The organism is Flavobacterium subsaxonicum WB 4.1-42 = DSM 21790, assembly GCF_000422725.1.
Taxonomy (GTDB): domain Bacteria; phylum Bacteroidota; class Bacteroidia; order Flavobacteriales; family Flavobacteriaceae; genus Flavobacterium; species Flavobacterium subsaxonicum.
Genome location: NZ_AUGP01000003.1, coordinates 49,781 through 76,169, shown reverse-complemented (window position 1 = coordinate 76,169; position 26,389 = coordinate 49,781). Strand labels below are relative to the sequence as shown.

At 43.6% G+C, this 26,389-nt stretch carries 21 protein-coding genes; 6 read left to right on the top strand and 15 right to left on the bottom strand.

Annotation, left to right across the window (positions count from 1 at the left end):
- Positions 1-85 precede the first annotated feature (85 nt).
- From G509_RS0101460 to G509_RS0101435, 5 genes are all read left to right on the top strand, one after another.
- A complete protein-coding gene (locus tag G509_RS0101460) occupies positions 86-694 on the top strand; it encodes a superoxide dismutase (protein ID WP_026989901.1) in 609 nt (202 codons plus the stop codon).
- A gap of 228 nt (positions 695-922) precedes the next feature.
- The gene (locus tag G509_RS0101450) at positions 923-2,227 is read left to right on the top strand and encodes a helix-turn-helix domain-containing protein (protein ID WP_081663222.1); all 1,305 of its coding nucleotides are present in this window, start codon (positions 923-925) and stop codon (positions 2,225-2,227) included.
- Positions 2,228-2,246: 19 nt separating this feature from the next.
- Entirely contained in the window at positions 2,247-3,362 is a 1,116-nt protein-coding gene (locus G509_RS0101445) for a tetratricopeptide repeat protein (protein WP_131450763.1), read from the top strand.
- A 257-nt stretch (positions 3,363-3,619) separates the two neighbouring features.
- Entirely contained in the window at positions 3,620-4,561 is a 942-nt protein-coding gene (locus G509_RS0101440) for a T9SS type A sorting domain-containing protein (RefSeq protein ID WP_026989898.1), read from the top strand.
- 67 nt (positions 4,562-4,628) lie between these two features.
- The gene (locus tag G509_RS0101435) at positions 4,629-5,399 is read left to right on the top strand and encodes a GEVED domain-containing protein (RefSeq protein WP_026989897.1); all 771 of its coding nucleotides are present in this window, start codon (positions 4,629-4,631) and stop codon (positions 5,397-5,399) included.
- Positions 5,400-5,495: 96 nt separating this feature from the next.
- On the opposite strand, the gene G509_RS0101430 is transcribed toward G509_RS0101435, so the two are convergent.
- From G509_RS0101430 to G509_RS21250, 9 genes are all read right to left on the bottom strand, one after another.
- Positions 5,496-6,548 (bottom strand): PA0069 family radical SAM protein, encoded by a 1,053-nt coding sequence (locus G509_RS0101430; RefSeq protein WP_026989896.1) that lies wholly within the window; start codon positions 6,546-6,548, stop codon positions 5,496-5,498.
- Between the two features lie 231 nt (positions 6,549-6,779).
- Positions 6,780-7,217: a hypothetical protein gene (locus tag G509_RS0101425; protein ID WP_026989895.1), complete on the bottom strand. Its 438-nt coding sequence runs from the start codon at positions 7,215-7,217 to the stop codon at positions 6,780-6,782.
- Positions 7,218-7,399: 182 nt separating this feature from the next.
- Positions 7,400-8,494, bottom strand: coding sequence for a T9SS type A sorting domain-containing protein (locus tag G509_RS0101420; RefSeq protein ID WP_026989894.1), 1,095 nt, complete (start codon positions 8,492-8,494; stop codon positions 7,400-7,402).
- A 36-nt stretch (positions 8,495-8,530) separates the two neighbouring features.
- Positions 8,531-10,591, bottom strand: coding sequence for a T9SS type B sorting domain-containing protein (locus G509_RS23800; RefSeq protein WP_026989893.1), 2,061 nt, complete (start codon positions 10,589-10,591; stop codon positions 8,531-8,533).
- Positions 10,592-10,663: 72 nt separating this feature from the next.
- On the bottom strand, positions 10,664-11,506 hold the full coding sequence (locus tag G509_RS0101410) for an AraC family transcriptional regulator (RefSeq protein ID WP_026989892.1): 843 nt from the start codon (positions 11,504-11,506) through the stop codon (positions 10,664-10,666).
- Positions 11,507-11,764: 258 nt separating this feature from the next.
- Positions 11,765-13,168 carry a TolC family protein gene (locus G509_RS0101405; protein WP_026989891.1) on the bottom strand — a complete coding sequence of 468 codons (1,404 nt, stop codon included), beginning with the start codon at positions 13,166-13,168 and terminating at the stop codon, positions 11,765-11,767.
- 16 nt (positions 13,169-13,184) lie between these two features.
- Positions 13,185-16,361, bottom strand: a complete 3,177-nt coding sequence (locus tag G509_RS0101400; RefSeq protein WP_026989890.1) for an efflux RND transporter permease subunit — start codon at positions 16,359-16,361, stop codon at positions 13,185-13,187.
- Positions 16,362-16,367: 6 nt separating this feature from the next.
- Entirely contained in the window at positions 16,368-17,528 is a 1,161-nt protein-coding gene (locus G509_RS0101395) for an efflux RND transporter periplasmic adaptor subunit (RefSeq protein ID WP_026989889.1), read from the bottom strand.
- A gap of 170 nt (positions 17,529-17,698) precedes the next feature.
- Positions 17,699-18,190, bottom strand: coding sequence for a hypothetical protein (locus G509_RS21250; protein ID WP_035738332.1), 492 nt, complete (start codon positions 18,188-18,190; stop codon positions 17,699-17,701).
- Between the two features lie 297 nt (positions 18,191-18,487).
- Between G509_RS21250 and G509_RS0101385 the strand changes: the two genes are divergently transcribed.
- The gene (locus G509_RS0101385) at positions 18,488-19,090 is read left to right on the top strand and encodes a lipoprotein signal peptidase (RefSeq protein WP_026989888.1); all 603 of its coding nucleotides are present in this window, start codon (positions 18,488-18,490) and stop codon (positions 19,088-19,090) included.
- Here G509_RS0101385 and G509_RS0101380 read toward each other — a convergent pair whose 3' ends face one another.
- The 6 genes from G509_RS0101380 to hppD all read right to left on the bottom strand — a co-directional run bounded on the left by G509_RS0101380 (position 19,091) and on the right by hppD (position 26,094).
- A complete protein-coding gene (locus G509_RS0101380) occupies positions 19,091-19,702 on the bottom strand; it encodes a hypothetical protein (protein WP_026989887.1) in 612 nt (203 codons plus the stop codon).
- Positions 19,703-20,007: 305 nt separating this feature from the next.
- Positions 20,008-21,648: a glucose-6-phosphate isomerase gene (gene pgi, locus G509_RS0101375; protein WP_026989886.1), complete on the bottom strand. Its 1,641-nt coding sequence runs from the start codon at positions 21,646-21,648 to the stop codon at positions 20,008-20,010.
- Between the two features lie 12 nt (positions 21,649-21,660).
- Positions 21,661-22,905, bottom strand: coding sequence for a peptidoglycan DD-metalloendopeptidase family protein (locus G509_RS0101370; RefSeq protein ID WP_035738330.1), 1,245 nt, complete (start codon positions 22,903-22,905; stop codon positions 21,661-21,663).
- 20 nt (positions 22,906-22,925) lie between these two features.
- On the bottom strand, positions 22,926-23,858 hold the full coding sequence (locus tag G509_RS0101365) for a tryptophan 2,3-dioxygenase family protein (RefSeq protein ID WP_026989884.1): 933 nt from the start codon (positions 23,856-23,858) through the stop codon (positions 22,926-22,928).
- A gap of 5 nt (positions 23,859-23,863) precedes the next feature.
- Positions 23,864-24,634, bottom strand: a complete 771-nt coding sequence (locus tag G509_RS0101360) for a DUF3108 domain-containing protein (protein WP_026989883.1) — start codon at positions 24,632-24,634, stop codon at positions 23,864-23,866.
- A gap of 299 nt (positions 24,635-24,933) precedes the next feature.
- The gene (gene hppD / locus G509_RS0101350; RefSeq protein ID WP_026989882.1) at positions 24,934-26,094 is read right to left on the bottom strand and encodes a 4-hydroxyphenylpyruvate dioxygenase; all 1,161 of its coding nucleotides are present in this window, start codon (positions 26,092-26,094) and stop codon (positions 24,934-24,936) included.
- Positions 26,095-26,389: the final 295 nt, after the last annotated feature.

The following is a 26,389-nucleotide window of genomic DNA, read 5'->3' as shown; positions in this document are numbered from 1 at the left end:
TTATAACAATTTCTTATTTTTTATAATGCTTTAAATCTGTAAATTTGGATTAAAATTAATATTAATCTTTTAAAAATAAGATATTATGGCTTTTGAATTACCAAAATTACCTTACGCATACGACGCCCTGGAGCCACACATTGATGCAAAAACGATGGAAATACATCATACTAAGCACCATAACGCATATACTACCAATTTAAACAATGCTATTGCCGGCACAGATCTTGAGGGCAAAACAATAGAAAATATCTTATTAAACCTGGACCTTACCAACGCTGCGGTAAGAAATAACGGCGGCGGTTTTTACAACCATAACCTTTTCTGGACTATTTTATCGCCTAAAGGCGGAGGCGAGCCAACCGGCGAGCTTGAAGAGGCTATTGATAAATCGTTCGGATCTTTCGAAGAGTTTAAGGCTAAATTTGTAAAAGCGGCTACAACCCAGTTTGGTTCAGGATGGGCATGGTTAACCGTACAAAAAGGCGGCAAGCTTGAAGTGGTTGGTACGCCAAACCAGGACAACCCGCTAATGCCGGAAATAGGTGGCGAAGGCACACCAATTCTTGGTCTTGACGTTTGGGAGCACGCTTACTACCTAAACTACCAAAACAGAAGGCCGGATTATATTGAGTCGTTCTTTAACCTGGTTAACTGGGAAGAAGTAGCAAGGCGTTTTGCTATCGAGAAATAGTCTTTTTACATTATAGATATAGAAACGGGTGCTGAAAGGTACCCGTTTTTTTTTCTTTTTTCTTGAACAAAAAAAAAAAAGAAACCGCCTGCACCCCTACAACCTTGTAGTTAAAATTACTTTTATTACCGTATACCATCAACGGTTAAACAACGTTAAATCTTAACATTTCGTTAAGATTTAGCCTTTAAAACAATTACATTTGCTTTTATATTTGATGTTTGTTTAATGATGATAGTCCGCTTATTACTTTGCCTGTTGTTGTTTACCGGCCTGCCCATTGCGGCGCAGACCGTAACCGATGCACAGACTATTTTTAACGAGGCATCATCGCAACTGTATACCGATACCGATAAAGCCCTAAAGGGCGCCGACTACCTTTTAAAGAATGCCGCCAGCAATGATGATAAGGCCAATGCTTTGTGGCTGCAATCTGAAATTTATAGCCTTAAAGGCAACTATCCTAAGGCAACCGACCTGCTTTTTGATGCTAAGCAACTTGCTAAAGACAAAATACTACAATCTAAAATTTTTACGGCAATTGCCGTGCAGTGCCAGCTTGCGGGCCTGATTGATAAGGCTAAGGAGTATGCAAAAGAATCGAATAAGTTGTCTGCAACCAGGCTTAAGCCCATTATCGATTTTAACCGGGTAAAAATTATGCAATTAGCAGACGCCGACAATGAGCCTGCCATTGCCGTAAAAAACATTAACACCATACTACCGCAGCTCCAAAAATCGCAGGATGTGCTGCTTAAAGCCATTGTGTACAAAAAGCTGGCGCACAATTATCTGTTGCTTAAAGATGGCCCCAATTACAGCGCTTATAACGAGCAGTTTGATTCGCTTAACGAAATGATAAGCGAACAGAAAGACAAGGCACGCATTGCCCTGCTTAGCCATATCGATAAAGATTATGAAGCCGCAGCTATAGCCGAAACTCAAAGCTATACCACCTTTATTACCATTATAGGCGGCACGCTGCTGTTGCTGAGCCTTATTGGGCTAATCTACTTGTTAGGGTTGAAAAAAGACTACAGGCAGTACCAAAAAATATTGCACGGACTGGAAGCATCTGAAGCTGCCAAGCGCGCCGAAGCCGCTATTGTGCCGGAAACCAAAGTATACTCCATGCCCGAAAAAACCGAGAAGGGCCTGTTAGATAAACTGGCACGTTTTGAAGAGTCGGGTAAGTTTATCAGCAATAACATTTCGCTTAGCGGCCTCGCCAGGCAACTGGACACCAATACTAAATATTTATCTGAAATTATAAACACGCATAAGGGTGGTAATTTCAACACTTATATTAATGAGCTCCGGGTAAAATACATTCTCAAAAAACTACAGTCAGATCCGGTTTACCTCAATTATAAAGTAAGCTACCTGGCCGAGGAGAGTGGCTTTTCGTCGCACAGCGCGTTTGCAACCGTATTTAAGTCCGTTACAGGTATTTCGCCTACCACGTACATCAGCTTCCTTAAAAAAGAGGCCGATATTCTTATAAACCAACAAGCTGCCAGCCATGCCTCGTAAAAAGATATACCAACTTTTTATGTGCCTGCTGTTATGCCTGGCTGCTCCTGCTTTTGCACAGGGCGAGCTTAATTTGGATACACTTACGCAGCAGGCCGGCAAAGAGCTCTATACTAATCCGGACAAAGCCATAAAGCTTGCGCTTAAAATTTATGATCTTTCTGAGGGCGATACCCAACACCAGATAGCGTCACTGATAATAGTATCTAACGGCTATTTTTCGCTTAAAAAAGGCAAAGAGGCCAAGAAATATGCGTTTAAGGCTATTGAACTTGCCCAAACCACCAACGATTATGTAAACCAGGTTAAACTGTACGGTTTGCTTGGCAACCATTACCAGGTGCTTAAAATTAACGACAAGGCACGATTGTACCTTAACAAAGCCGAAGAGATACTACAGCAACACCCCATGCCACCCGACATGGCCTATCTTAAAGGCAATATTTACGCGGTTAAGGGCAACAGTTATAAAAACGACCTGGACTGCGATTTTGCCATTACCTATTTTGATAAGGCCATTAACGAGTTTAAGCACACCCAGCATAAATCGGCGTCAACCAACCTGCGGCTGGTTATGGTGCAAAAAGGGTTTTGCCTTTTAGAAAAGCAAATGCCCAACGAGGCCACTGCTATATTTAACGAGGCTATTAAAAACACTTCGGCTACACAATATTACGATACCTGGGTGTATGCTAAGATTGGGCTGTCTAAAAGCCTTGCCCAAAAACAGCAATACAACCTGGCTATTATACAACTAACAGAAGCCCTTAACGGCAGCCCCAAAGATGGGCAGGTAGAAATTAAAAACGACCTGTATCGTAATTTGTCTGACAATTACTTAAAGTTAGACGACCTTAATAATTACCGCAAGTATAATTCGCGCTATCACGAAACGCTGGTTAAGGCTACCGCCAATAAAGAACATTCTTTTAACTGGCTTGCCAACGACCTTACCGATGATGCTAATGAGCAGTTACAGGCTACCCGAACCACCTATAAAATATATGCTATTGCCGCGGCAGCAACAGGCCTGGTTTTACTTTTTTTGATAGCCGTTGCCATCAAAAAAAACCAAAAAAAGGCGGCTGCTTTAAAGCAGCAACTGTTCAGGAAAACACTAAACAGCCAGGTTTAGCGTATACCACAAGCTTAGTAACACAATCGTAACATTTTCTTTAAAATCAAGTACAATTCCTTTATTTAAAAGGGATTGCGCAGCATTTTTGGTTATTAAAATCTTAAAAAATTCTGCAATACCAAAAGCCCTTCTCTTTTATATAGTATACTAATGCGCTAAGTTTGGCCTATAAAACGGTTACAGCCTACCCCCAATTACCGCTGTACCGCTTTACCCGAAAATGCTATTACTTTAACTACTTAATATATTAATCAATGAATGAAAAATTGCTACACCGCAGGCAAAAGGGCACGCTCTTTTTTGCCTCGTTTTTAGGATTGGTGGCCTGCCCTTCGTTCGCGCAAAACGGACTTACCGTTTTTGGTAACACGCATGTGGGCCCTGCTACAGAGCTGCATGTAAAATCGTATACCATAAACCTGCCGGGTGTTGCCACCACACAGCGCGAAACGCCGCAAGGGGTGGTATCGCTAAGCAGCGATGCCGCAGTGGGCAGCGTGTCTCCCACGGGCTTTATTAACGGTTTTGTGCGCAGTTATACTACAGGCGCTGTGGTATTTCCTGTTGGCAGCACGGCTTATGCCCCAATTACTATTACCCCCACAACGGCCACGGCGTTAGATGTTGCTTACAACAACGGTACGTTTAACCCCACCGTTTTTGACCCTTTGGTTTTAGAAGAACTTTCTGCAACCGGCTATTGGGATGTACTTGGCGCTAACAGTGGCACGGTTACCCTTGCGTGGCAACAAGTTACAAATTTAGGCGACATTACTACAGATCTTACCAAACTAACCATTGCCGGCTGGAACGGTACCGCATGGGTTGCCCTTGCAGGCATTACAGGTTCAGGAGCCACACTTACAGAGGGTACTATAACCTCTAACGCTGTGGTAGATTTTACGGCATACTCTGCATTTACGTTTGCTAAAGTGTATGAGGCACCTGTTGCGGGTGTTACCGGCTTTGATGCTTCTAAAACCTTTATGCTTTTACAAAACGGCCAGTTTGAGCTTAGCTCAATACAGCAGGTTAAACAGGTAGAAGTGTATGATGTTAACGGCAGGCTGGTACAATTGTACAGTGTTAATGCTACAGATTACCAAAACAACTTTAACCACGCCACCGGAATTTACATTGCCAAAGCCCTTTTAGACAACGGCAAAACCGTGACCCGAAAATTACTAAACCGATAAACCATTACTCTGAAGCCGCATATACCGCGGCCAAAAAATATATATAACACATTAACTTTTCTTGATCATGAAACTAAAACAATTGTTCCTTTCATTGGGCGTTGCCCTTGTTGCTACTGCAGCATCTGCACAGGTTAAAATAGGTGCTAACCCTACAACAATAAACAGTACCGCCGAACTGGAAATAGAAAGCACCACTAAAGGATTTTTGCCTCCAAGGCTTACTACAGCACAGCGCGATGCTATTGTTAGCCCCGCCGAAGGCCTTACTATTTATAATACGACCACTAAATGCCTTAACTGGTACGATGGCCTTGCATGGTTTAGCCCGTGCGAAGCTGCTACACCGGAGCCGGAGCCGGAACCGCTTACTTTTTGCAACATTACCGTGCAATGGCAGGTATACCCTATTAGCAGCGTAACCTTTGCAGGTATTGCCAATACAAGTGCCAGCGCAACATCTACCGACCTGACTCTTGCCAACCAGGATTTTACAACCATAGAGGGCAACGTTACCAAGGGGCAATCGTATCCTATTACTTTAAAAGGAAACACCGGCAGCTGGGCACCACAGGTGTGTAAGTTTACCGTATTTATAGATTTTAACCACAATGGCGTGCTTAACGATGCCGGCGAGGTGTTTGAGGCAGGCAGCATTCAGGGGTCTAACGGTACCGATGCTGTACAGGCGGTTACCAACATTGCCATACCGGCGACTGCCCTTACCGGCGAAACCAGGATGAGGGTAATTTATAACACAACCGATTTTGCTTTAGATCCTTGTGCTACCTACAGCTGGGCTCAAGCCGAAAATTATACGTTGAATGTAGCTAACTAAGCGTAAGCATACATAGTAGTGTTTTAACCCCGGCCATCCCAGCCGGGGTTGTTTTGTTAGGGATAGGGTTTGCGTCTCTACGGGTGCTGATACTGTTTAAAACAACCGCAGCTGTTCGCCTTTAGTGCCATCAAACAGATTGGTGGCGAGGGGCAAAATCCCTTCGTTGGTAAAAAACTTCTGGCGGCCTATGCGAAAGGTAGTATGGATCATTTCGGCAATATTGCCTTCGCCTTTTTTGCGTTTGGCTACATTTTTTTCGCCCAGCTTGCCACCGTGCATTGAGGCTATGTGGTTCAGCACTTTTTCTTTACGGTCGGGGTAATGTTCTTCGAGCCAGTCGATAAAAATAGGCTCAACGGTATCGTTAAGTCGAACCAGCGTGTATCCAAAGCTTTTTGCCCCTTTTTCGGCTATAACCTTTAATGTGTTTAAAATTTCCATGCTGTTAAGCCCGGGAATTATGGGTGCCACCATAACATGGGTAGGTATGCCGTTTTTAGAGAGCGTTTCCAGCGCCTGCAATTTGGTGTTGACAGACGACGTTCTCGGCTCCAGTTTGCGCCGTAGTTCTTCGTTTATAGTTGGGATGCTAAGCGATACGCTAACCAGGTTTTTTTCGGCCAGTTGGGTTAATATATCAAGATCGCGGGTAACAAGGGCATTTTTGGTAAGGATATCTACCGGGTGCCGGTAATCTAAAAACACCTGTAGTATTTTGCGGGTAATTTCAAGCTTACGCTCTATGGGCTGGTAGCAATCAGTATTGCCGGATAGTAATATCGGCTCCGGCTTATAGCCGCGTTTTTTAAAGAACTGCTCTAAAAGTTCGGGGGCATTTTTCTTAACCAGAATCTTTCGTTCAAAGTCGACACCCGCGCTATAGCCCCAGTACTCGTGCGTGGGGCGGGCAAAGCAGTACGCACAGCCATGCTCGCAGCCCTGGTAGGGATTCATAGAATAGGCCATGCGCAAATCAGGGCTTTTAACCGGGTTTACAATACTTTTAGGAAAAACCTCCAGTATCTCGGTCTTGGCAACGGTTTCCTCAAAATCGTCATCATAGATGGATTTCTCGTAACGGTTTTTTATAAAATGATTGTGAATGTTGGCAACTGCGCCCTGCCCTTTTATCTTATCCGTCTTCATAACTGCTCCATTTTTAGATGGATGCAAATTACAAAATAGAAGATTATTTTCTTATATAAGAAAGAAAATATTATCAACAATGAATTTTACCACTAATGACACGAATTTTCACAAATTTTAATTAGAGGCTATATAGCAGGTTTTAACACACACAGTAATTAATTACTGTAATTAGAAATTGTAGAATTTGTGCAACCCGCCTACCCACAGGCAGGTTCGTGGCAAAAGATATTAATTACCCGAAAACGGCGATACTTTTGGAGGGAAGACGTGGTCTTTCCAAAAATCGATTACGCCCTTTAGTACATTGGCAAGTTCGTTAACCTCGGTATCGGGTTTGTAGTAGGCATGCACAAAAGTGTGCAGGCTGTTAAGTTGGGTTCGGCTTTTTGTAAGCACTAAGAATATATAAGGCAGCACATCGGTTTTAAACTTTTCGTGCATGTATACCATATTCCGGGTATCGGGCACCTCTATGCCGGGGGCATTGGTGCTTTGCAGCAGTATAAATACATCCAGTATATTATTGCGCATGTAAGTACCTGCCTCATCAGACGATGAAAAACACATTACATCGTTTTTATAGCGCAGCGCTTTTATTTGCTGGCATATAAAATCCCTGTTATCATTATCGGCCTCCAGTACAACTATCGTTCCGTCCTTATTCATTCTGTTTCATAGTAGGTAATTTACAAAGCTACCCTTTAACTACTGGTAACGGGTTATAACATTATACGCTATTTGTTATCATGTGTATATAACAAGGCCGCCCCAACTTAGTTGAGGCGGCCACAGGAACAGGCAATAGTTGAGTTAGTTAATAATACTTGCCCTTAAAAAAGTAGTAGATGTTATTGCTTTAATATTTTTATGGTTTTGGTTTGGTTGCCCGCATAGGCCTTTAAAAAATAAACACCGCTTGCAAGCCCTTCAACAGTAACATTTCCGGAATTGCTGTTAAGCTTTTGCGATAGTACCAGCTGCCCGGTTAGCGTATATACCTCGGCAGTATCTATGGCCGTCGCGTTGCTTAGGGTAAGGGTGTTAGCCACAGGGTTTGGATAAACCGATAAGCTATTAAAAACAGCATCAGGTACAGAAAGCTGATCGGTAGTTGTAAAAGATACCTGGCTCCAAATACTCCACGTACCATCGGCACAGGCAGAGCGCACGTAGGCAACATACGCTGTTTCCGACTCTAAACCGGTTAGTACTCCGCTCGATCCTGTAGTTGCCGTACCGGTTGCAGGCAAAGCACCCGACTCTGTTGGCAGTGCCGCAAATTCGTAGGGCCCACCAACAGCACCGTTCCAGTTAAGGGTGGCCGTAAACGGAGTAACGGAGGTTACAGATAGCCCTGTGGGAGAAGCGCAATCTGAACCATCTACTTTAATATCATCAAGGTAAAGCAGCCCCTGGTTGGCCTGCGTATCCACATAAAAGGCAACATTGTAATTGCCTGCAACTTCTACAGTAAACGATTGTTTTGGAACACTAACCGCACTACCCGAAAAATTTTGGTGTGTGCTTATAACCGCTTGTGGAGCAGTAAAGCCATTTGGCGATACTATAACATCCATCCTGCCAATTACACCCGCAGGGTTGCTAAGGCCATATTTATAAGATACCGAATAGTTGCCCTGAGGTAAATAAATAGCCTGAGAGGTAAGGTTTGAGCCAATGCCGGGATTAACGCCACCATTGCTTTCTACAGCAGTATCATATTGCAATACGTTTCCGGTAAAGCCTCCTATCGAGCCGCTTGCGGTTTCCCACATTTCCGATGAGCTAAAAGTAGTAAATGAGGTACTTACACAATTGGGCACAAAAGGCGGTGTAGTGCCTTCGGCATCTATAGTATACGGAACCTGTGCCGGTTGGCACTGCGCTATTGCCCTGGGGGCAAGCAGCAGCAAAAAAGCGGTTGTTACAATAATAATTTTCATAGTATTTTGGATTTTTAGGAATTTATAAGTGCTGTATTAGTTTTGGCGATTAATGTACACCCACCCCGTTTTAGGGCTGCCGGTTGGCTGGTGTATTACATAATAGTAGGTACCCGTTGGCAGTTCGTCTCCGCCGTTGGTTTGCCCATACCACTGTGCCACATAATTGGCACGGGTATACACTTCCTGCCCGTAGCGGTTAAACACAGCCAGCTTTATAACATCAAGGCCGGTAAGGTCGAACTCATCGTTCTTGCCATCGTTATTAGGCGATATGCCTTTGGGTATAAACGGCACAACGGGGTCTACGGGTGGCTCAGGGTCTACAGGCAGTTCCGGGCAAAGCGTGGTAATGGTGTAGGTTTGCGTTGCCGTACAACCATCGGGGGTAGTAACGCTTACAGTATAATCTCCTAAGGCATCAATAGTAATTTGCTGCTGGGTTGCCGTAAACCCATTGGCGCCCTGCCATGCATAGGTTGCTGTTGCGGCATCAAAAGAGTTATCTGTTGGCAGTACTCTAAGGTTGTACAGGTTGTCCACGCAACCTTCTGTAAAAGTTACGGCAAAAGTATCTTTAACTATAGTTGTGCTTTTGGTAAACGAGCAGCCATTTACGGTAACTGTAACCATGTACACACCAAACCCCGTTGCCTGAATGCTGGCCGTATTACCGGCAATGGGCTGGCCGGTAAACTCCCATTGATAGGTAGCTGTAGCAGGGTCGAAATTAAGGGCTTCGGTAGCTATGGTAACGGTATTGGCAACGCATGCCGTGTACGTTTCGGGCAGGTTAAACTGCGGTAACGGGGTTATTACAATCTGCTGTTGTAAAACCCTCTCGGTACCGGGTTTAAAGGCAGTAAAGGTTACGGTATAGGTGCCGCCTGCTGCGTAGGCATGCACCGGGTTGGGTTCTGTAGAGGAAGTGCCATCGCCAAAATCCCACAGTACGCTATCGTAAGCAATATCGGCAGTAAAAGAAAAGGTGGCGTTAGCACCTTCGCACAAACCCTGCACTTCTATAGCAAGCTGAGAGGGCCAGATATTAAACGGCAGGCCTATAACGCCGGATCTTCCACCTAAATCTACCGCATGCGGAACTACATTGCATCCCATGCCGGCAACTTCCGGATTATTAATTACCGAAAGTGAAGTTTCAGCACTATTAACCATGTATATTTTGCCATCGGCAGCGCGTTGCAGGGCACCCCCAAAATAGGAGCTGTCATCTAAAACAGTAATTTCAGATGCCGCTATGTCTTCGGCCTCCATGTCAAATTGCACTACATAGGCAGAATTGTATTTAGAGAGGTACATTTTTTTGCCCGATGCCGAAAATTCAAGTCCGTAAAAATTCCATTCGCTGCTAATGGCAACCTCATTGCTAAGCAGCCCGGTTTGGTTATCAAAATCCAGCATGTAAATGGCTATCATGTTGCTAAGTGCAATTTTAGAGCTATCCGGCGATGCCTTCATATAACCGGAAAACGACGATATTGATGAATCGCTTGTAACGGCCTGGGTAGTTACGCCATTAGGAGTAATAAGAAACGAGAAAAACTCGCCGCTCTCTCCGTTTTTGCTAATTACCCAAATATCAGTACCATTACGATGAAAGGTTGCCGTAAGCTGCTCGCCGGTATCGTCTTTAAGGTGTATGTTCTTGTTTTGGGTTACAACACCAAGGCCATTATTACCGGCCATATCTATTTCGCTAAAATTTAAGCCTTTAAGAGGCAAATCTTCGGCGGCACCGGCAGTAAAAATGTAGTAAATGGTTGCAGACCCCGGCTTTGGCACAATAAGCAGCTGTGTTGCAGAGCTGTGGCCCAACAGGCCGTGGCCATTTGGCATAACCAGGTGGTCTTTATTATACACCTTTACACCATCGGTATAAAAAAGCAGGTTACCGTTGGCATCGGCTACAGAGGCTGAACTTTCGCTACTGGTAATCTTGCCATCCAGCAATGCAACAGGCTCAGGGCCATTAAAGTCTACACCGGCCTTATTGCCAAAATACCATATATTGCCCTGCTTTTGAGAAAAGGCCAATGCAACCTGCATTAGCGCTATAAATAGGATTAGTTTTTTCATGGCTTTTATCTTTTTGGTTATGGTGTAAAACTATAAACCAAAGAGTAAAAGGCAGTTATTAAAAAACCGGTATTAGTTATAGATTTCGAGTATAGAAGCCTGCAAACCAGAAGGTGTTAAGCCCGTTTGCGCTTTTATAAAGCCGTTAAAGTTGGCCGGGCTGTCAAAATTAAGCTCGTAGGCAATTTCTTTTAAAGACAGGGTGTTAAGCAGCAGCATGCGCCTAATTTCGAGCAAAAGCTCTTCGTGTATAAGCTTAAGGGCGGTTTTGCCCAGGCTTGTTTTGCAGGCATCGTTAAGCTTGTCGAGGCTGCATCCCATAAGGGCGCAATAGTCCGATACTTTTTTCCTGCCCCTGATGTTATCCGGCAGGAGCGATAAAAACCGCACTACTAAGTCCTGATGGATGGTAACCGACTGCGTTTGCAGCTCGGGCAACGAAAGCAGCAGTATTTGCAGGTAGCTGTATATTTTATGTGCCGACAGGGTATTGATCTCTTTTACTTCTATTAAAGCCATAATACGCTCTGCCACTTCGTAAAAATGGGCAAAGGTATCGGGCTTTAGCGTAAAGGCCTGCTCTTTAAAGTACAGGTGGTAGTGTTGCAGGGGTTGTATAAACCTGAAGATGTCTTTCCTGAACTGGATAAGCAGCCCCTGTGCCGAACTGCGCTGCATTAGGTGCACCTGCCCGGGGTAAATGGCGTACAACTGACCGGCCGACATAGTGTAGGCCGAAAAATCGATTACCTGAGAGCCACTACCGCTTTTTACCAGTACAATTTCGAAATAATCGTGCCGGTGCGGCTTATTAAAATCGTACGGATTGTTGTAATCTAACGGTTCTATAATTACCGGCTTCTCCTTTTGTGGCAGGCTTACCGGCGCATCCAATAGTTGTTTTAGATAATTCATAGTTTTTGTTAATTTACTGGTATTCAAATACCGTTATAACTACAGAGCAATTATAAGAGGGTATAAATTAACAACTAACAAATTATTTTCCCTATAGAAAACATCATAAATTTTATATTTTTTTTAACGAAAACGGTTTAGTGGTTACGTATGTCACAAAAAAAACCGCCCAGATAGTTTAACCTACCAGGGCGGCCCTACATAAAACAAACAATTAATCTAAATAATCTAAGGATTGAACGGTCCTTACATTAGCGTTTACTGCCATCCGCCGCCCAGTGCGCGGTACAGGTTTACAACAGCCTGCAATTGCTGCAGCTTATCGTTAACCCCGCTTAACTGTGCAGCCAAAAGGCTTTGTTGCGATGTTAATACATCGGTATAATTTGTTGTAGAAGTATATTGTAATAACTGCTCTGTATAATCAACCGCCTTGGTAAGCGCTTCTACCTGCTTAACACGTGACTCTTGTTTAGAAACAGCCATTTCGTACGAGTACAATGCGTTGCTAATTTCCTGCCCGGCCACAAAAATGGTTTGCTGAAAGTTATTTAACGCCTGTACCTGTTGCGATTGTGCCGTTGTTAAACGCTGCTTGTTTAACCCACGGTTAAATATGGGCTGTGTAAGCGAACCTACAATGCTGTAAAATATAGACTGTTTAAAAAAGCTGTCTAAACTTAACGTAGATGCGCCGCCGTTTGCCGTAAGCGTAAGGCTTGGGTAAAAATACGTTTTGGCAAGGTTTACATTTTCGAAAGCATTTCTAAACGCCATCTCTGCCTGCTGCACATCGGGCCTGTTTTCTAACAGTTGCGATGGCACACCCACCGCAAGGGTTTGCGGCACAGTCTGGTCCTCCAGGGTTGTCCTGTCTATAGGTCCCGGTGCCTGGCCAAGCAATATGCACAATGCATTTTCGGTTTGCCTGATGCTTAATTTAAGGTCTGGTATGGTAACCTCGGCAGCATAGCGGTTGGCTTCGGCCTGCACAACAGCAGCACCGTTTACAATGGCAGCCTCTTTAAGGGCATTTACAATTTCTATGTTATCTATCCTGCTTTTAAGGGTTTGCTCTGTAATCCTTAACTGCTCATCATAGGCAACAAGTGCGTAATAGTTGTTGGCAATGTCTGATATCAGCTGCGTTTGCACGGCTCTTTTGGCGGCATCGGTTTGCAGGTAGCTGGCAAGTGCCATACGCTTGGTGCTGCTTATCTTACCCCAGATATCAGCCTCCCACGAGGTGCTTAAATAGGCTCTGTAAACATCGGTAAGGGTATTGATGTTAATACCCGCCGGAAAGTTTAATGCCGCCTTAGACTGCTTGGCGTGTGTAATATCGGCATTGGCGCTAAGCGTTGGGTAATAACCCAGTTTGCTTTGCTTAAGTGTAGCCTGGGCCTGCACAATATTTTCTATGGCATTTTTAAGGTCTACATTTTGGGCAAGGCCTTTAGATATCAACGCCTTTAGCTTGGCATCGGCAAAAAGCTCTTCCCACGGCATGGTAGCCATAGTAACGGTATCGGTACCCTTAAGATCTCTAAAAAGGTCTTCGGTCTTTACATTGGGGCGATCGTACTTTTTTGTAACGCAACCGCTTAAAAGCAGGGTTAGCGCAAGGGCTGCAAAAAAGGGAATCTTATATTTACTAATCATTTTTTTAGTGCTTAAATTATACATCCTGGGTATGTTCTGGTAATGCCAATACAGGTTCTTCGTCGTCATCATCGTCATCGTAACCATCTTTAGCCGGGCCACTTACTTTTTCCTGTAAGGTCTGGAAAATAACGAACAGTACCGGTATAACAAATACCCCTAATATGGTACCTATAAGCATACCGCCCACAGCACCTGTACCAATAGATTTGTTACCTATAGCACCGGCTCCGCTTGCAAACATTAACGGCACAAGGCCAAAGATAAAGGCAAACGAGGTCATTAAGATTGGCCTGAAACGCGCCACGGCACCCTCTATGGCCGATTGTACGATTGGCATGCCTTTTCTGCGCCTGTCCAGCGCATACTCTACGATAAGGATACCATTCTTGGCCAATAGCCCGATAAGCATGATGAGCGATATTTGCAGGTAAATGTTACTGTTTAGTTTAAAGATGATAGAGAACAAATAAGCCCCTGCCAAACCAAACGGTAATGATAATAATACTGCAAACGGCAATATATAACTCTCGTACTGTGCACTTAATAAAAAGTAAACAAACACAAGACAAAGCATAAATATAAATATGGTTTCGCTACCCGATGCAAGCTCCTCTCGCGTTAAGCCCGAGAACTCGTAGCCATAGCCGGTAGGCAAGGTTTCGGCAGCTACATCCTGGATTGCCTTAATGGCATCACCCGAGCTAAAGCCCGCATTTGGTGCACCGGTAATGGCTATGGATGTAAATAAGTTGAACCTTGAAATTTGCTCCGGACCAAATACCCTCCTCATTTTAATAAATTCGGTAATTGGTGCCATTGCCCCTGCGGCGTTCCTCACAAATATGTTGTTAAGGTCTTCGGGGTTTTTACGGAATTCCGGCGGCGCCTGGATCATTACACGGTACTGTTTACCAAATTTGTTGAAGTTGGATGCATAAATACCCCCAAAATAACCCTGCATGGTGCTTAACAGCGTGGTAACACTTACGCCTGCCTCTTTACATTTTTCCAGGTTAACATCCATCATGTATTGAGGGAAGTTAGGGTTAAACGATGTTGTGGCATACTGAATTTCAGGTCGTTTAGCCAGTTCTGCAAGAAAGTCGTTATTAACTTTATAAAAGTCGGCTGTACTGTGCCCGCCTTTATCCTGCAACTGGAACTCGAAACCACCACTCTGGCCAAAGCCCTGTAATGTTGGTGGCGATATAAAGAAGATACTCGCCTCGCGGATGCCTGCTGTTTTAGCAAACATTTCTTTAATAATATCATCTACCGTCCTGTCTCTTGCGCTCCATGTTTTAAGCCTGATGATAACCATACTGTAGGCACTACCTGCACCTGCGGTAAAGTTCTGGCCCACAATTCTAAGCGAGTTCTCTACCTCGGGTATGGATTTAGCAATACTGTCTACCTGCTTGGCAATTACGGTAGAACGCTCCATAGATGCCGATGGCGGAAGGCTGATGTTGGCAAACAATACACCCTGGTCTTCAGATGGTACAAAAGCCGATGGTGTGGTTTTCATCATATAATATAAACCGCCACCTGCTACAAGTATAAATACCCCAACAAGCCATTTTGTGTGCGAAAGGAAGTTAACCGATTTTTTATACTTACCGGTAACCCTATCAAAACCAACGTTAAACGCGGTATAAAAACGCTGTATAAAGCTTTTGTGTTTGTGGTCGTCTTTATGGGGTTTTAGCAATATGGCACAAAGCGCCGGGCTTAATGTTAATGCATTTACTGCCGATAATATAATAGCTACCGCCAGCGTTACACCAAACTGCTTATAGAATACCCCGGTAGAACCTGTAATAAACGTTACAGGTATAAATACCGCCGCCATTACAAGGGTAATAGATATAATAGCCCCGGAAATCTCGTCCATAGCATCTATAGTTGCCTTTTTAGACGATTTATAGCCTTCGTCGAGCTTGGCGTGTACCGCCTCTACCACTACAATGGCATCATCCACAACAATACCAATGGCCAGTACCAATGCAAACAGTGTTAGTAAGTTAATGGTATAACCAAAAAGATTTAAGAAAAAGAACGTACCCACAATTGCCACCGGTACTGATATGGCCGGTATTAAGGTAGACCTGAAATCCTGAAGGAAAAGGAAAACCACTATAAACACCAGTATAAAGGCCTCTACAAGGGTGTGGATTACTTTTTCGATAGAAGCATCCAGGTTATCGTTAATGTTGATTAGCGTAGTATATTTTATACCTGCCGGAAAGGTTTTTGCTGCCTCTTCTATAATTGCCTTAGACTGGTTAATTACGTCTCGCGCGTTAGATCCCGGTGTCTGGCTTACCGCAAAACCAACCGACGGCTTGCCGTTAGTGGTACTGGTAGAGGTATAGGTAAGGGCATCAAGCTGAATGGTAGCTACGTCTTTAAGCCTTAAAAACTGCCCTTGCCCTGCTGATTTTATTATAATGTTTTCAAACTCCTGCTCGGTAACCAAACGGCCTTTGTATTTAATTACATACTGAAAAGCCTGCTTGCCGTTCTCGCCAAATTTACCCGGTGCCGCCTCAATATTCTGTTCGGCAAGGGCTGCGGTAATATCGCTTGGTATAAGGCTGTACTGCTGCATAACATCGGGCTTAAGCCAAATACGCATCGAGTAGTCTTTACTACCAAAAACGGTAACCTCTCCTACACCCGTAACACGTTGTATCTGGGGTATAAGGTTAATTTTTATATAGTTTTGAAGAAATGTCTGGTCGTAGCCCGGCACATCGCTGTAAAGCGATGTAATAAGCAGGTTACTACTCTGGCTTTTAGTTACGGTAACACCCGCCTGTGTAACCTCTTGTGGTAAAAGGCTGGTAGCACGCGATACCCTGTTTTGCACGTTTACCGCAGCAAGATCGGGGTCGGTACCTACTTTAAAAAATACTTTTATACTTGCAGAACCATCATTGGTGGCGGTAGAGGTCATGTAGGTCATGTTCTCTACACCATTAATCTGCTCTTCTAAGGGTACGTTAATACTTTTAAGTACCACATCGGCATTGGCGCCGGTGTAGCTTGCCGCCACCACAACCGTAGGCGGGGCAATATCCGGGTACTGGGCAATAGGCAGGGCGGTAAGGCCCAAAATACCCAGTATTACTATAATTACAGAGATAACCGTAGAGAGTACCGGCCTCTGGATAAATATTTTAAACATGTGTTGTTATTTTAAATTTGCATAAACGGTTTCGGCAGATTGCGCTGTTGGTTTAATTTGTGTGCCCTCTTTAAGGTTGGCAACACCTTCCAGCACTATCTGGTCTCCGGCTTTAAGGCCGCTCTCTACAATATAGAAGTTGCCAATAGTATTATCTCTTACTGTAATAACCGCATTTTTAGTTTTGCCCTCTTTATCTACAAGTACAGCAAAACGCTTGTCCTGCAACTCGAAAGTGGCACTTTGCGGAACAATAATAACATCTTTAACATCCTCAGGAATACGCACCTTAGTACTGCTACCGCTGCGAATAATGCCTTTATTATTAGGGAAACGCGCACGCACATTAACCGATCCTGTTGCAGTGTTAATTAAACCGTTTATGGTTTCAATGTGTCCTTTTTCGGCATATTCTGTACCGTCAGATAATAAAAGCGATACCGGTGGTATCCTTTTTATTTTGGCAGCTAAAGAGTTAGCGGTGCTGTCTTTGGTTATGCTTAGCAATTGCTTTTCGTTAAAGGCAAAGTAGGCATATACGTTACCAATGCTCGATACGGTAGTTAACGGATCGGCAGTGGTAGCACCTACAAGGCTTCCTAACCTAAAAGGTATAGAGCCTACAACGCCGTTTACCGGGCTTTTAACTGTGGTAAAGCCTACGTTGGTGCGGGCGTTAACAAGGCTGGCCTGCGCTTGCGCAAGGGCTGCCAGGGCCGACTCATAACTAAACTGCGCCGACTCTAATTCGTACTTGCTTACAATTTGTTTTTGTACCAGTGGGGTTACTTTATTAACCGCCAGTTTTGCAGCGCTAACATCGGCCTGTGCACTTTTTACACTGGCTGTGGCGGTACGTACTTCCTGCTCGTACTGTGGCGCGCTGATTTTAAATAACGGCTGGCCTGCTTTTACAACAGCACCTTCGTCTATATATATCTTCTCGATATAGCCGTCTACCCTTGGGCGAATTTCTATATTTTCCTGCCCCTGTATGCTTGCCGGGTAATCTATATTTACTGTGGCCGATTGTGGCGCTATAGTAACAACCTTAAAGTCTTTAGGCTGAGAGGCAGCAGCTGCTGCTGTGGCCGGGTCTTCTTTCTTTCCGCAAGCGGATAGTATCATTAAGGCTGCAATTGCCCCAAAAAAAGATCTGTTTTTCATTCGTGTTTATTAATTGTTTATTATGTATAATGCCTTAATGTTTTATGTTTTTGCGATTGTTTAACTAACAATCAAAGTTCGGGCTTATAATATAAGGGGCCGGGGCATTATAGACATACAGTGTGTTTTTGTCTACAAACAGTGCTATATCCTCTACCTGCTTTACTCTCTTAACTATCTACCTGCTCTTCTATGGCCTTAAACTTTATTATGGCCTTGTTAAAAAGCTCCTGCATTTGTATAACGTGTTCTTTGTAAGCCAGGCATTTTTCCAGGTCAATGCGCTCTGCAGGGCTGTTTTGGGTACTCTCCCTGTAATGCAGCATCTTGTCTATAATCTGCCTTTCAAAAGCTATCATTTTAATGTAATTATCAAACCGTTCGCTAAAGGCAGCCGGCCTGTAGTATTTTTTACGGTCGCCGGGCAGGGTGTAGTAATTTACTTTGCCCAGTTTAAGCAACAGGTTAAGGTTGGTAGACACAGAGCTTTTGCTGGCGCCGGTTAGCTCTACCACATCATCAAAGGTAAACTGGCGGGTACAGCCATCTATAATAAAGGTGGCCAGTATCCGCGACCCTAACGGTGGCAGGTGGTGCAGCGTTTCGAAATGGATGCCGAAAAGCTCTATAAGTTCTTCGCGCTCTTTCTTAATATCTTGCATCAATGACTTAATTTGAAGCAAAGGTACAACTTAGTTCGGCTACAGCCGAACTAACCGAACTAAAGTTTACGTTAAAGATTTGTTAAGAAATTTATGAGGCAATAAAACCGCCTGCACTAAAAGGATTTCGTGATTTTGGCAGATAGCTGGCACTGTGGGTTGTAAGTAATTATTGGGGCTTTTAGTAAAATTATATAAATATTTCAGGATTTATTTATAGTTAAACATTTCATTAACATTAATTACAACGTGTTAATTTGAATATTTGATTTATTTTTGCGGTGTAAAAAACAAGAAATGTCTTTAAAGAAAGCCTACCTTATTGTAATTGCCGTATTGCTTATAGACCAGATTAGTAAGATCTATATTAAAACGCATTTTAGACTACGCGAAAGCAAAGAGGTGTTTAGCTGGTTTTACATACAGTTTATAGAAAACGACGGTATGGCCTGGGGCGCCGAGCTGCCCGGTTGGGCCGGTGGCAAGCTTACGCTTACCCTTTTCAGGATACTGGCAGTGGTGGGTATTGGCTGGTGGCTTAAAGACTCTATTAAAAAAAGAGAGTCTAACTACCTTATTGTTTCTATAGCACTTATTTTAGCCGGCGCTTTTGGTAACATTATCGACTCGGTTTTTTACGGGCTAATTTTTGACCATAGCCTGCCTAACAAGGTAGCGGCCTTTAATACTGCCAACCATTATGGTACAATATTGCACGGCAAGGTGGTAGACATGCTTTACTTTCCTATAATAGATACCACATGGCCAAGCTGGGTGCCTGTTTTAGGCGGAAGGCCTTTCTCGTTCTTCAACGCTATTTTTAATGTTGCCGATGCCGCTATATCTGTAGCTGTGGGCATACTGATTATCTTCAACAAAAAAGCATTCCCAAAACGATAATTATTTAGAATTTTCGCCGCAGTGTTTGTCGTACAATTCTACAACCAGTTCCAGGCCTTTGTCTTTAAAAGCAGCCTCTGTAAGGGCGTTTAAAAAGTCGGGGCAATCATTGCTGAATAATTCTGTCAACGCCTTTTTAAGGTCTTTAAAATCACGTATGGTAAGGCGGTGCCTGTCGGGCATCATGTAAATGTAAGTGCAAAAATCGTCTGATGGCCTTTGCAGGTAAAAACCATAGCAGTTGGTAAGCTCTGTGCCCACACTACCATTTACTGCCGGCACAACATAGTTAAAAACCAACAGATTTATGCTACCTTTTTTAACCACTTGCAGCCACGATTTTTTATTTGAATTTTTAGATGTTTTTAGCGTAACGTACTTAACCGTTTCGTTATCATTATCCAGCACCATAAGTTCCTTAACATCATCTATAGATATCTTTTCTACAGGGGCATCAGGGTGTGTTTTAAACTTTACTTTACCGGCATTAAATTTAGGAATGTTAATGAGTCCGGTTTTAATAGTACCGTTGTTTAGCGTTACAGTACCATTGTACATGGTAGCAAAGGCATGAAGCGGCAACAGCAACAGCAGGAGTAAAAGGTGTTTCATTTGGGAGGGAATGATATCCGGTGTTAAAAATAATATAATTTTTGATATAACCCCTAACTAAAGTCAGGGACAACACAACTTTACATATAATTTAGATATAAAAAGCATTACCACCCCCCATAGCATAATTAGGGCACGTGTTGCCCGTGACTTTAGCAAAATATAAAATAATTGGATTGGAAATACATATTGGGAGACGCATTCAATGCGTCTCTACCTAAAAACAAAAACCCCAAAACAGTAAATGCTTTGGGGTTTGATATTATAAATCGTGGCGACTGAAAACTGCCACTGTATACTGAAGACTATTTGCCCAAAAACGCTTTTAATAAAAACGTAGTCGAACTATCGTGTTGTTTAACATCGCCGCTGTTAATTTCGCCAAGAATAGAGTTAGCAAGCTGCTTGCCAAGCTCTACGCCCCACTGGTCGTAGCTAAAGATGTTCCATATAACACCCTGCACAAATATCTTGTGCTCGTAAAGCGCCACTAACGACCCTAAAGTCTCTGGTGTAAGCTTTTTGATAAGCAAGGTATTGGTTGGCTTGTTACCCGTAAATATTTTGAATGGCGTAAGATAATCGGCTTTTTCTCCGGTAACACCTGCTTTTTCAAACTCGGCACGCACCACCGCTTCGGCTTTGCCGTTAAGCAGGGCTTCGGTCTGGGCGAAGAAGTTCGACATCAATTTATCGTGGTGGTCTTTATTGCCGTAAAGCGGCTCAATAAAACCAATAAAGTCGGTAGGTATCAGTTTAGTACCCTGGTGAATTAACTGAAAGAAAGCGTGCTGGCTGTTAGTGCCCGGCTCTCCCCAAATAATAGTACCCGTTTGGTAGGTAACCGGTTTGCCATCGCGGCCAACACTTTTACCGTTACTTTCCATAATGCCCTGTTGCAGGTACGGCGCAAGCTTTTGAAGGTACTGCGTGTACGGTATAAGCGCTTCGCTTTCGGCACCAAAAAAGTTGTTGTACCAAACGCTAAGCAAGGCCAGCACTACGGGAATGTTGTCTTCGAACGCCGCCGTACGGAAATGCTCATCCATATCGTGCGCGCCTTTAAGCATCCCGTCAAAATTATCAAAACCTACTGCAAGGGCAATAGATAAACCTACGGCGCTCCATAAAGAGAAACGGCCGCCAACCCAGTCCCACATCGGGAAAACGTTGTTAGGGTCTATACCAAACTCGGTAACTTTTTGTATGTTGGTAGATACTGCCACAAAGTGCTTGGCAACATCGGCCTGAGAGGCAGTATTTAAAAACCAGTCCCTTGCCGTCTCGGCATTGGTAAGTGTTTCCTGTGTTGTAAAGGTTTTAGAGGCAATTACAAACAGCGTAGTCTCGGGGTCAAGGCCTTTAAGGCTTTCTGTAACGTGGTCGCCATCTACATTAGATATAAACCTAACGTTAAGTGGTGTTTTGTAAAACTTAAGAGCTTCAACCACCATGTTGGGGCCAAGGTCAGACCCACCAATACCTACGTTAACCACATCGGTAAACGGCTTGCCGGTATAACCCGTTTGTGCGCCACTGATAATGGCCTCTGTAAAGGCTTTAATCTTGTTTTTAACCGCATATACTTCCGGCAATACATTAGCACCGTCTACAAGCACGTTAGCGCTCTCCGGGGCACGTAATGCAGTGTGCAGCACCGCACGGCCTTCGGTACGGTTTATAGCATCGCCACCAAAATAACTTGCTATAGCACCGCTAAGGTCTACTTGTTTGGCAAGGTCCTGAAGCAGCTCTAACGTTTTTGGGTTGATGATGTTTTTAGAGTAGTCTATTAAAAAGTCGTTCCACTTAATGTGAAATTTCTCTGCCCTGTTAGTATCTGCCGCAAACATATCCTGCATAGAGGCGGTTTGCATTTCGGCAAAGTGTTCGCCAAGCGCCTTCCAGGCAGCGGTACTTGTTGGGTTAATATTTTGTAATGCCATGGTGTTGTGTTTTTATTGGGTGTTGAATTTTTTATCTGATATACTGTCCAGCTCTTTTTTAAGCGGGGTGCTGTAGGCCAAAAAGCGCGGCTTGTCTTTAGCGCTCATAGGTTCAGAGCTTGGCAGGCGCTGCTTAAGGGCATCTACCTGTACGCCATTTTTCCAGAAGCGGTAGCATACGTGTGGGCCTGTAGCCAAGCCGGTACTGCCCACGCGGCCAATGGTTTCGCCCTGGGATACACGCTGGCCCTGGCGCACCAGTATTTTAGACATGTGCAGGTATTGCGTAGTATACTGGCCGTTGTGCTTAACTTTTACATAGTTACCGTTACCGGATGTATAGCCCGCCTGGATTACCACACCGTTAGCGGTACTCATAATAGGGGTGCCGGTTGGGGCGGCATAATCGGTACCGTTGTGCGCTTTCCAGCGCATTTGCACGGGGTGGAAACGCTTAGGCGAAAACTTGGAGGTTATATGGCTAAATTTTAACGGGGCTTTTAAAAACATGCTTTTTAGCACCTTGCCCTCGTCATCATAATAATCGGCTTTGCGCGAATTCACGTCTTTTTTGAAGGGGAAAGCATATATTTTTTTGCCTTTGTACTCAAAATACGATGCCTCTATGCTTTCTACACCGGCATAAATGGTATCGCTAATGTAGCGCTCGTTTACAATAACGGCAAATTTATCGTTTTTCTGGATTTTAAAGAAGTCGATACTCCAGGCATAAATTTCAGACAGTTCGTGCACCATTGCGGGGCTTGCACCTGCCTTGCCAAGGGTTTCGGCCAGCGAGCCCTCTATAGCAGCAGCAATAATGCGCCTTTTTATGGTTATGGGCTTAACCACCTTTGCTACTTTGGCAACGGTATCGTTAAGGTTTATAACATAGTAGCTTAAATTATCGGGCTCGTAGATAAAGGCTTTAAGGGCGTTGGGCGCTTTTTTATCTTTAAGCATGGTGTAAGGCCTGCCCACACGGATATCCCTCAAATCAAACGTATCCTTAATTTGCTCTGTAATTTTATGAATCTGCCCTGCATCATACCCTTCTTTACCAAGAAGTGCCCCAAAAGTATCGCCGCTTTTAATAGTATCGTTAACCACATTAAAGTTGTTAAGCGTAAAGCCGAATTTTTTAACTACGGCTACTTTTTTTTGTGCTGTTGGCTGTGCTTTTAGGTTTTTTTCTGGCTCTTTATTGCAGGCTGTTAGGGTTAGGAGTATAAATAATATGAATGCGGTATATCTCAATTGTGTTGTTTTATTGTGTGTTATACATTTTCGCCCCAGGTACGCAATTCTTCCTCGCTCCATAGCTCCGGGAAAAATATCCGTCTTTGGTACTTAGGGTGCATGTACTTTTTCCAGTCGCTGCCGCCGGTAGCCTCCTGCGGGCCGGCAGAACTTTCTATATATTTTTTTGCTGCGTTAAGGTGGCCCATAACCCAGGTTACGTTTACGGTATAATCGTAATGGCGCATGGCTTCAACCAGTTTTTCGTCTTTTTGGGCATCGGCAGGCAACTCCTTAAACTTTCTCCAGATGTTTATGGTGTTGTACTCTTCCATGTGCCTTAAAAATTCGCCTTTGTATTTGCGCTCAAACTCCTTAAGCAGGTAGCTTTTTTCGCCGGTGCGGTAGTCTTTGCCGGCAGCCTGCCAGTACAAATGCTCTAAAGCATGCTCGTAAGGCGTGTTGCGGTCTATAGTGCTCCTAAAACGGTAGTCTATCAGGTTTATTAAATCAGTACTTGCGAACTCTATAAGGCGGTATTGCGCACTCTGGAAACCGCTTGCCGGGGTAAGGGTGTTCCTAAATTTCATGTACTGGTCTATGCTCATGCCATCGCCCATAATATCGAACGATGTGGTAAGCATATCAAAGTAGCGGCTAATGCGCCTAAGCTTCTCGGTAAAAAAATCGGTAGCCGGGGCATCGGTATGGCACAGCTGCTCTACCTCCCACAGTATCATTTTAAATAAAAGCTCGTTAACCTGGTGGTACATAATAAAAACCATCTCATCAGGCAGTGTGGTTCGTTGTATTTGCAGGTTTAGCAACGCATCGGTATTAATATAATCCCAGTAAGTAATAGGTTTGGCCCACACAAGCCCCTCAAGGTGCGTTTCGGTCTTTTGGTTTATGGCCCGAAATTTCTCATCAAGCGCATCAAGTTTTTCAATTATCGGGGATGTGATCTCCATTTGTTCTATTTTGCTTTTTTTACCGTAAACGGATGCGCCAGGCCTTTGTATTCTTCGAGGTCGGCTTTAAGCGAACCTACTGCAAGGCTGGCTTTAATACGTACGGGTACTTTATTTTCATCGTCTGATATCCAGACTGTTAAACTCTCTTCTTCTTTAAATACACGGCCTGCCTGAACGTAGGGGCGGAATATCATAGTAGAAACCACGCCAAATTTAGTGCTTATATCTTCCCTGCCAATAAATTTGAGCTTAAATTTTGTAACTTCTTCATCAAAAAACATATCTACCGATATGGCTTCGCCCACCTTCATTTTATCTACAGAGGGGTGGTTGCGCAGGTAATAAAACGTAGACATGATGTCCTGAACGTTTTCTGTAACCGAAATTGTTTTCTGGCTTTTGTGCTTGTAGTCTTTTACCAGCACGGTATTTTTATCCTGGTTAAAAAAGCCTTCCTGGTTTTTGGTGTAGCCGCCTTCGTCTATTTTTCTAACATACTGGTAGGGTTTACCGGTAACTTTATCAAAATAGGTTTCGTACAGGTCTGTTACTTTAAAGAAAAACTTTGTCATGCCGGTAGTAACGCCGGTTCCTACAACATGATGTACTTTTTTATTATCTCTTACAGCCTCTTTAACTTCCAGGGTTGCATTACCGGCATTTACTACGCCATAATGGATCCTGAATTTTAAAACCTCGCCTGTTTTAAAGGCATCCTGCGAAAAAGCATCGCCTACGGCAAAGAACATAATTATAGCAATCAATCTTTTCATAGTACAATTTTTTGTTGGTGTGTATGGCTTAAATGCAATTTCTGTTCCAAATTTAGTGAAACAAAAAAACCCAGTCAAAATAATGACCGGGTTTTTATGCTATTAACCAACCAAAAACTATAAATTATGAAAAATTTACCTGCAAAAAGACAAGGTTGTTGCTTACCTTCTTTTTTGCGAGTGCAAAGGTATCCACTTTTTTGAAAATTATGCATTGAAAATCAACTTTAACACACATTTCGCAAAAAACTTATTACAGAAGGGCTGATTATTAAATTATCTTTAATAAACGATTAAATTTATAACGTACCTCGCAGTTCCTGCTCGCGTTCTATGCTCTCAAACAGCGCTTTAAAGTTACCTGCACCAAAGCCACGGGCCCCCATTCTCTGAATTATTTCGTAAAACAGTGTTGGGCGGTCTTCAACCGGCTTGGTAAATATCTGTAAAAGGTAGCCTTCTTCATCGGCATCTACCATAATGGCCAGTTTCTGTATCTCTTTAATATCTTCTTTAAATGCATCGCGGTGCACACCCAGCCTATCGGGCACTGCATCATAATATGCCTGTGGTGGTGCCGATAAAAACTCTACGCCACGCGATTTAAGATCGCTCACGGTTTTAATAATATCATCGGTAGCAATGGCAATGTGCTGTACACCCGGGCCACCGTAAAAATCAAGATATTCTTCAATTTGCGAACGTTTTGCACCTTCGGCCGGCTCATTGATCGGGAATTTTATCCTGCCGTTACCGTTGCTCATAACTTTACTCATAAGCGCAGAGTACTCGGTATTGATCTGCTTGTCATCAAACGAAAGGAAGTTAACAAAGCCCATAACCTCTTCGTACCATTTAACCCAGATGTTCATCTCATTCCAACCAACGTTGCCCACCATGTGGTCTACGTATTTAAGGCCTGTTGGAGCCGGGTTGTAATCGCTTTTCCACTCCCTGTATCCCGGTAAAAATGCGCCGGTGTAGTTTTTGCGTTCTACAAACATGTGTACGGTTTCGCCATAGGTGTAGATGCCGGAACGTACCACTTCGCCAAACTCATCGGTCTCTACCGTTGGCTCCATGTAGGGCTTAGCACCACGAGATACCGTTTCTTCAAACGATTTGCGGGCATCCTCTACCCAAAGGGCTACTACCTTAACGGCATCGCCATGCTTAACAATATGGTTGTTAAGTTCAGATTCGCCCGTAAGCGGCGTAGTAAGCACAAGGCGAATTTTGCCTTGCTGCAGCACGTAGCTGGCGCGATCGCGAACGCCGGTCTCTAAACCTGCATAGGCAAGCGACTGGTAGCCAAAGGCGGTTTTATAGTAATGAGCAGCCTGTTTGGCGTTGCCCACAATAAATTCTACATAATCGGTTCCTAATAGCGGAAGGAAATCCTGTGCGCCTTCAAATATTTTTTCAAGGCCGTATTCTACGTTTTTAATTTCGTTGCTCATATCTTATTCTTTTTGATCACGTGTGCGCGATCAGTTAGTTTTTGTTTTGTTTATACTGTTCTTTTGTCTTGAAACAAAAGAACCAAAAATTCAAGGCTTGCACCCTTTTACGCTACAAAGTGTTACATTCGGCTAAATCATTTGAACTCGCTACGCTCAAACAGCAAATGATTTTTAACGCCTTACTCCACACTTTGCTTAACGCTTAAAGGCTGATACCTTAGCTTCACTCATACCGATATTCTTTGCGGACTCATGTTTTCTGTCCTCACCCCGGCCCCTCTCTTTTGGAGAG

What these genes read in the sequence shown, in the direction of transcription:
- G509_RS0101460 (WP_026989901.1), top strand. Translation starts at nt 86, where the DNA reads ATGGCTTTTGAATTACCAAAATTACCTTACGCATACGACGCCCTGGAG.
- G509_RS0101450 (WP_081663222.1), top strand. Translation starts at nt 923, where the DNA reads ATGATGATAGTCCGCTTATTACTTTGCCTGTTGTTGTTTACCGGCCTG.
- G509_RS0101445 (WP_131450763.1), top strand. Translation starts at nt 2,247, where the DNA reads ATGTGCCTGCTGTTATGCCTGGCTGCTCCTGCTTTTGCACAGGGCGAG.
- G509_RS0101440 (WP_026989898.1), top strand. Translation starts at nt 3,620, where the DNA reads ATGAATGAAAAATTGCTACACCGCAGGCAAAAGGGCACGCTCTTTTTT.
- G509_RS0101435 (WP_026989897.1), top strand. Translation starts at nt 4,629, where the DNA reads ATGAAACTAAAACAATTGTTCCTTTCATTGGGCGTTGCCCTTGTTGCT.
- G509_RS0101430 (WP_026989896.1), bottom strand. Translation starts at nt 6,548, where the DNA reads ATGAAGACGGATAAGATAAAAGGGCAGGGCGCAGTTGCCAACATTCAC.
- G509_RS0101425 (WP_026989895.1), bottom strand. Translation starts at nt 7,217, where the DNA reads ATGAATAAGGACGGAACGATAGTTGTACTGGAGGCCGATAATGATAAC.
- G509_RS0101420 (WP_026989894.1), bottom strand. Translation starts at nt 8,494, where the DNA reads ATGAAAATTATTATTGTAACAACCGCTTTTTTGCTGCTGCTTGCCCCC.
- G509_RS23800 (WP_026989893.1), bottom strand. Translation starts at nt 10,591, where the DNA reads ATGAAAAAACTAATCCTATTTATAGCGCTAATGCAGGTTGCATTGGCC.
- G509_RS0101410 (WP_026989892.1), bottom strand. Translation starts at nt 11,506, where the DNA reads ATGAATTATCTAAAACAACTATTGGATGCGCCGGTAAGCCTGCCACAA.
- G509_RS0101405 (WP_026989891.1), bottom strand. Translation starts at nt 13,168, where the DNA reads ATGATTAGTAAATATAAGATTCCCTTTTTTGCAGCCCTTGCGCTAACC.
- G509_RS0101400 (WP_026989890.1), bottom strand. Translation starts at nt 16,361, where the DNA reads ATGTTTAAAATATTTATCCAGAGGCCGGTACTCTCTACGGTTATCTCT.
- G509_RS0101395 (WP_026989889.1), bottom strand. Translation starts at nt 17,528, where the DNA reads ATGAAAAACAGATCTTTTTTTGGGGCAATTGCAGCCTTAATGATACTA.
- G509_RS21250 (WP_035738332.1), bottom strand. Translation starts at nt 18,190, where the DNA reads ATGCAAGATATTAAGAAAGAGCGCGAAGAACTTATAGAGCTTTTCGGC.
- G509_RS0101385 (WP_026989888.1), top strand. Translation starts at nt 18,488, where the DNA reads ATGTCTTTAAAGAAAGCCTACCTTATTGTAATTGCCGTATTGCTTATA.
- G509_RS0101380 (WP_026989887.1), bottom strand. Translation starts at nt 19,702, where the DNA reads ATGAAACACCTTTTACTCCTGCTGTTGCTGTTGCCGCTTCATGCCTTT.
- pgi (WP_026989886.1), bottom strand. Translation starts at nt 21,648, where the DNA reads ATGGCATTACAAAATATTAACCCAACAAGTACCGCTGCCTGGAAGGCG.
- G509_RS0101365 (WP_026989884.1), bottom strand. Translation starts at nt 23,858, where the DNA reads ATGGAGATCACATCCCCGATAATTGAAAAACTTGATGCGCTTGATGAG.
- G509_RS0101360 (WP_026989883.1), bottom strand. Translation starts at nt 24,634, where the DNA reads ATGAAAAGATTGATTGCTATAATTATGTTCTTTGCCGTAGGCGATGCT.
- hppD (WP_026989882.1), bottom strand. Translation starts at nt 26,094, where the DNA reads ATGAGCAACGAAATTAAAAACGTAGAATACGGCCTTGAAAAAATATTT.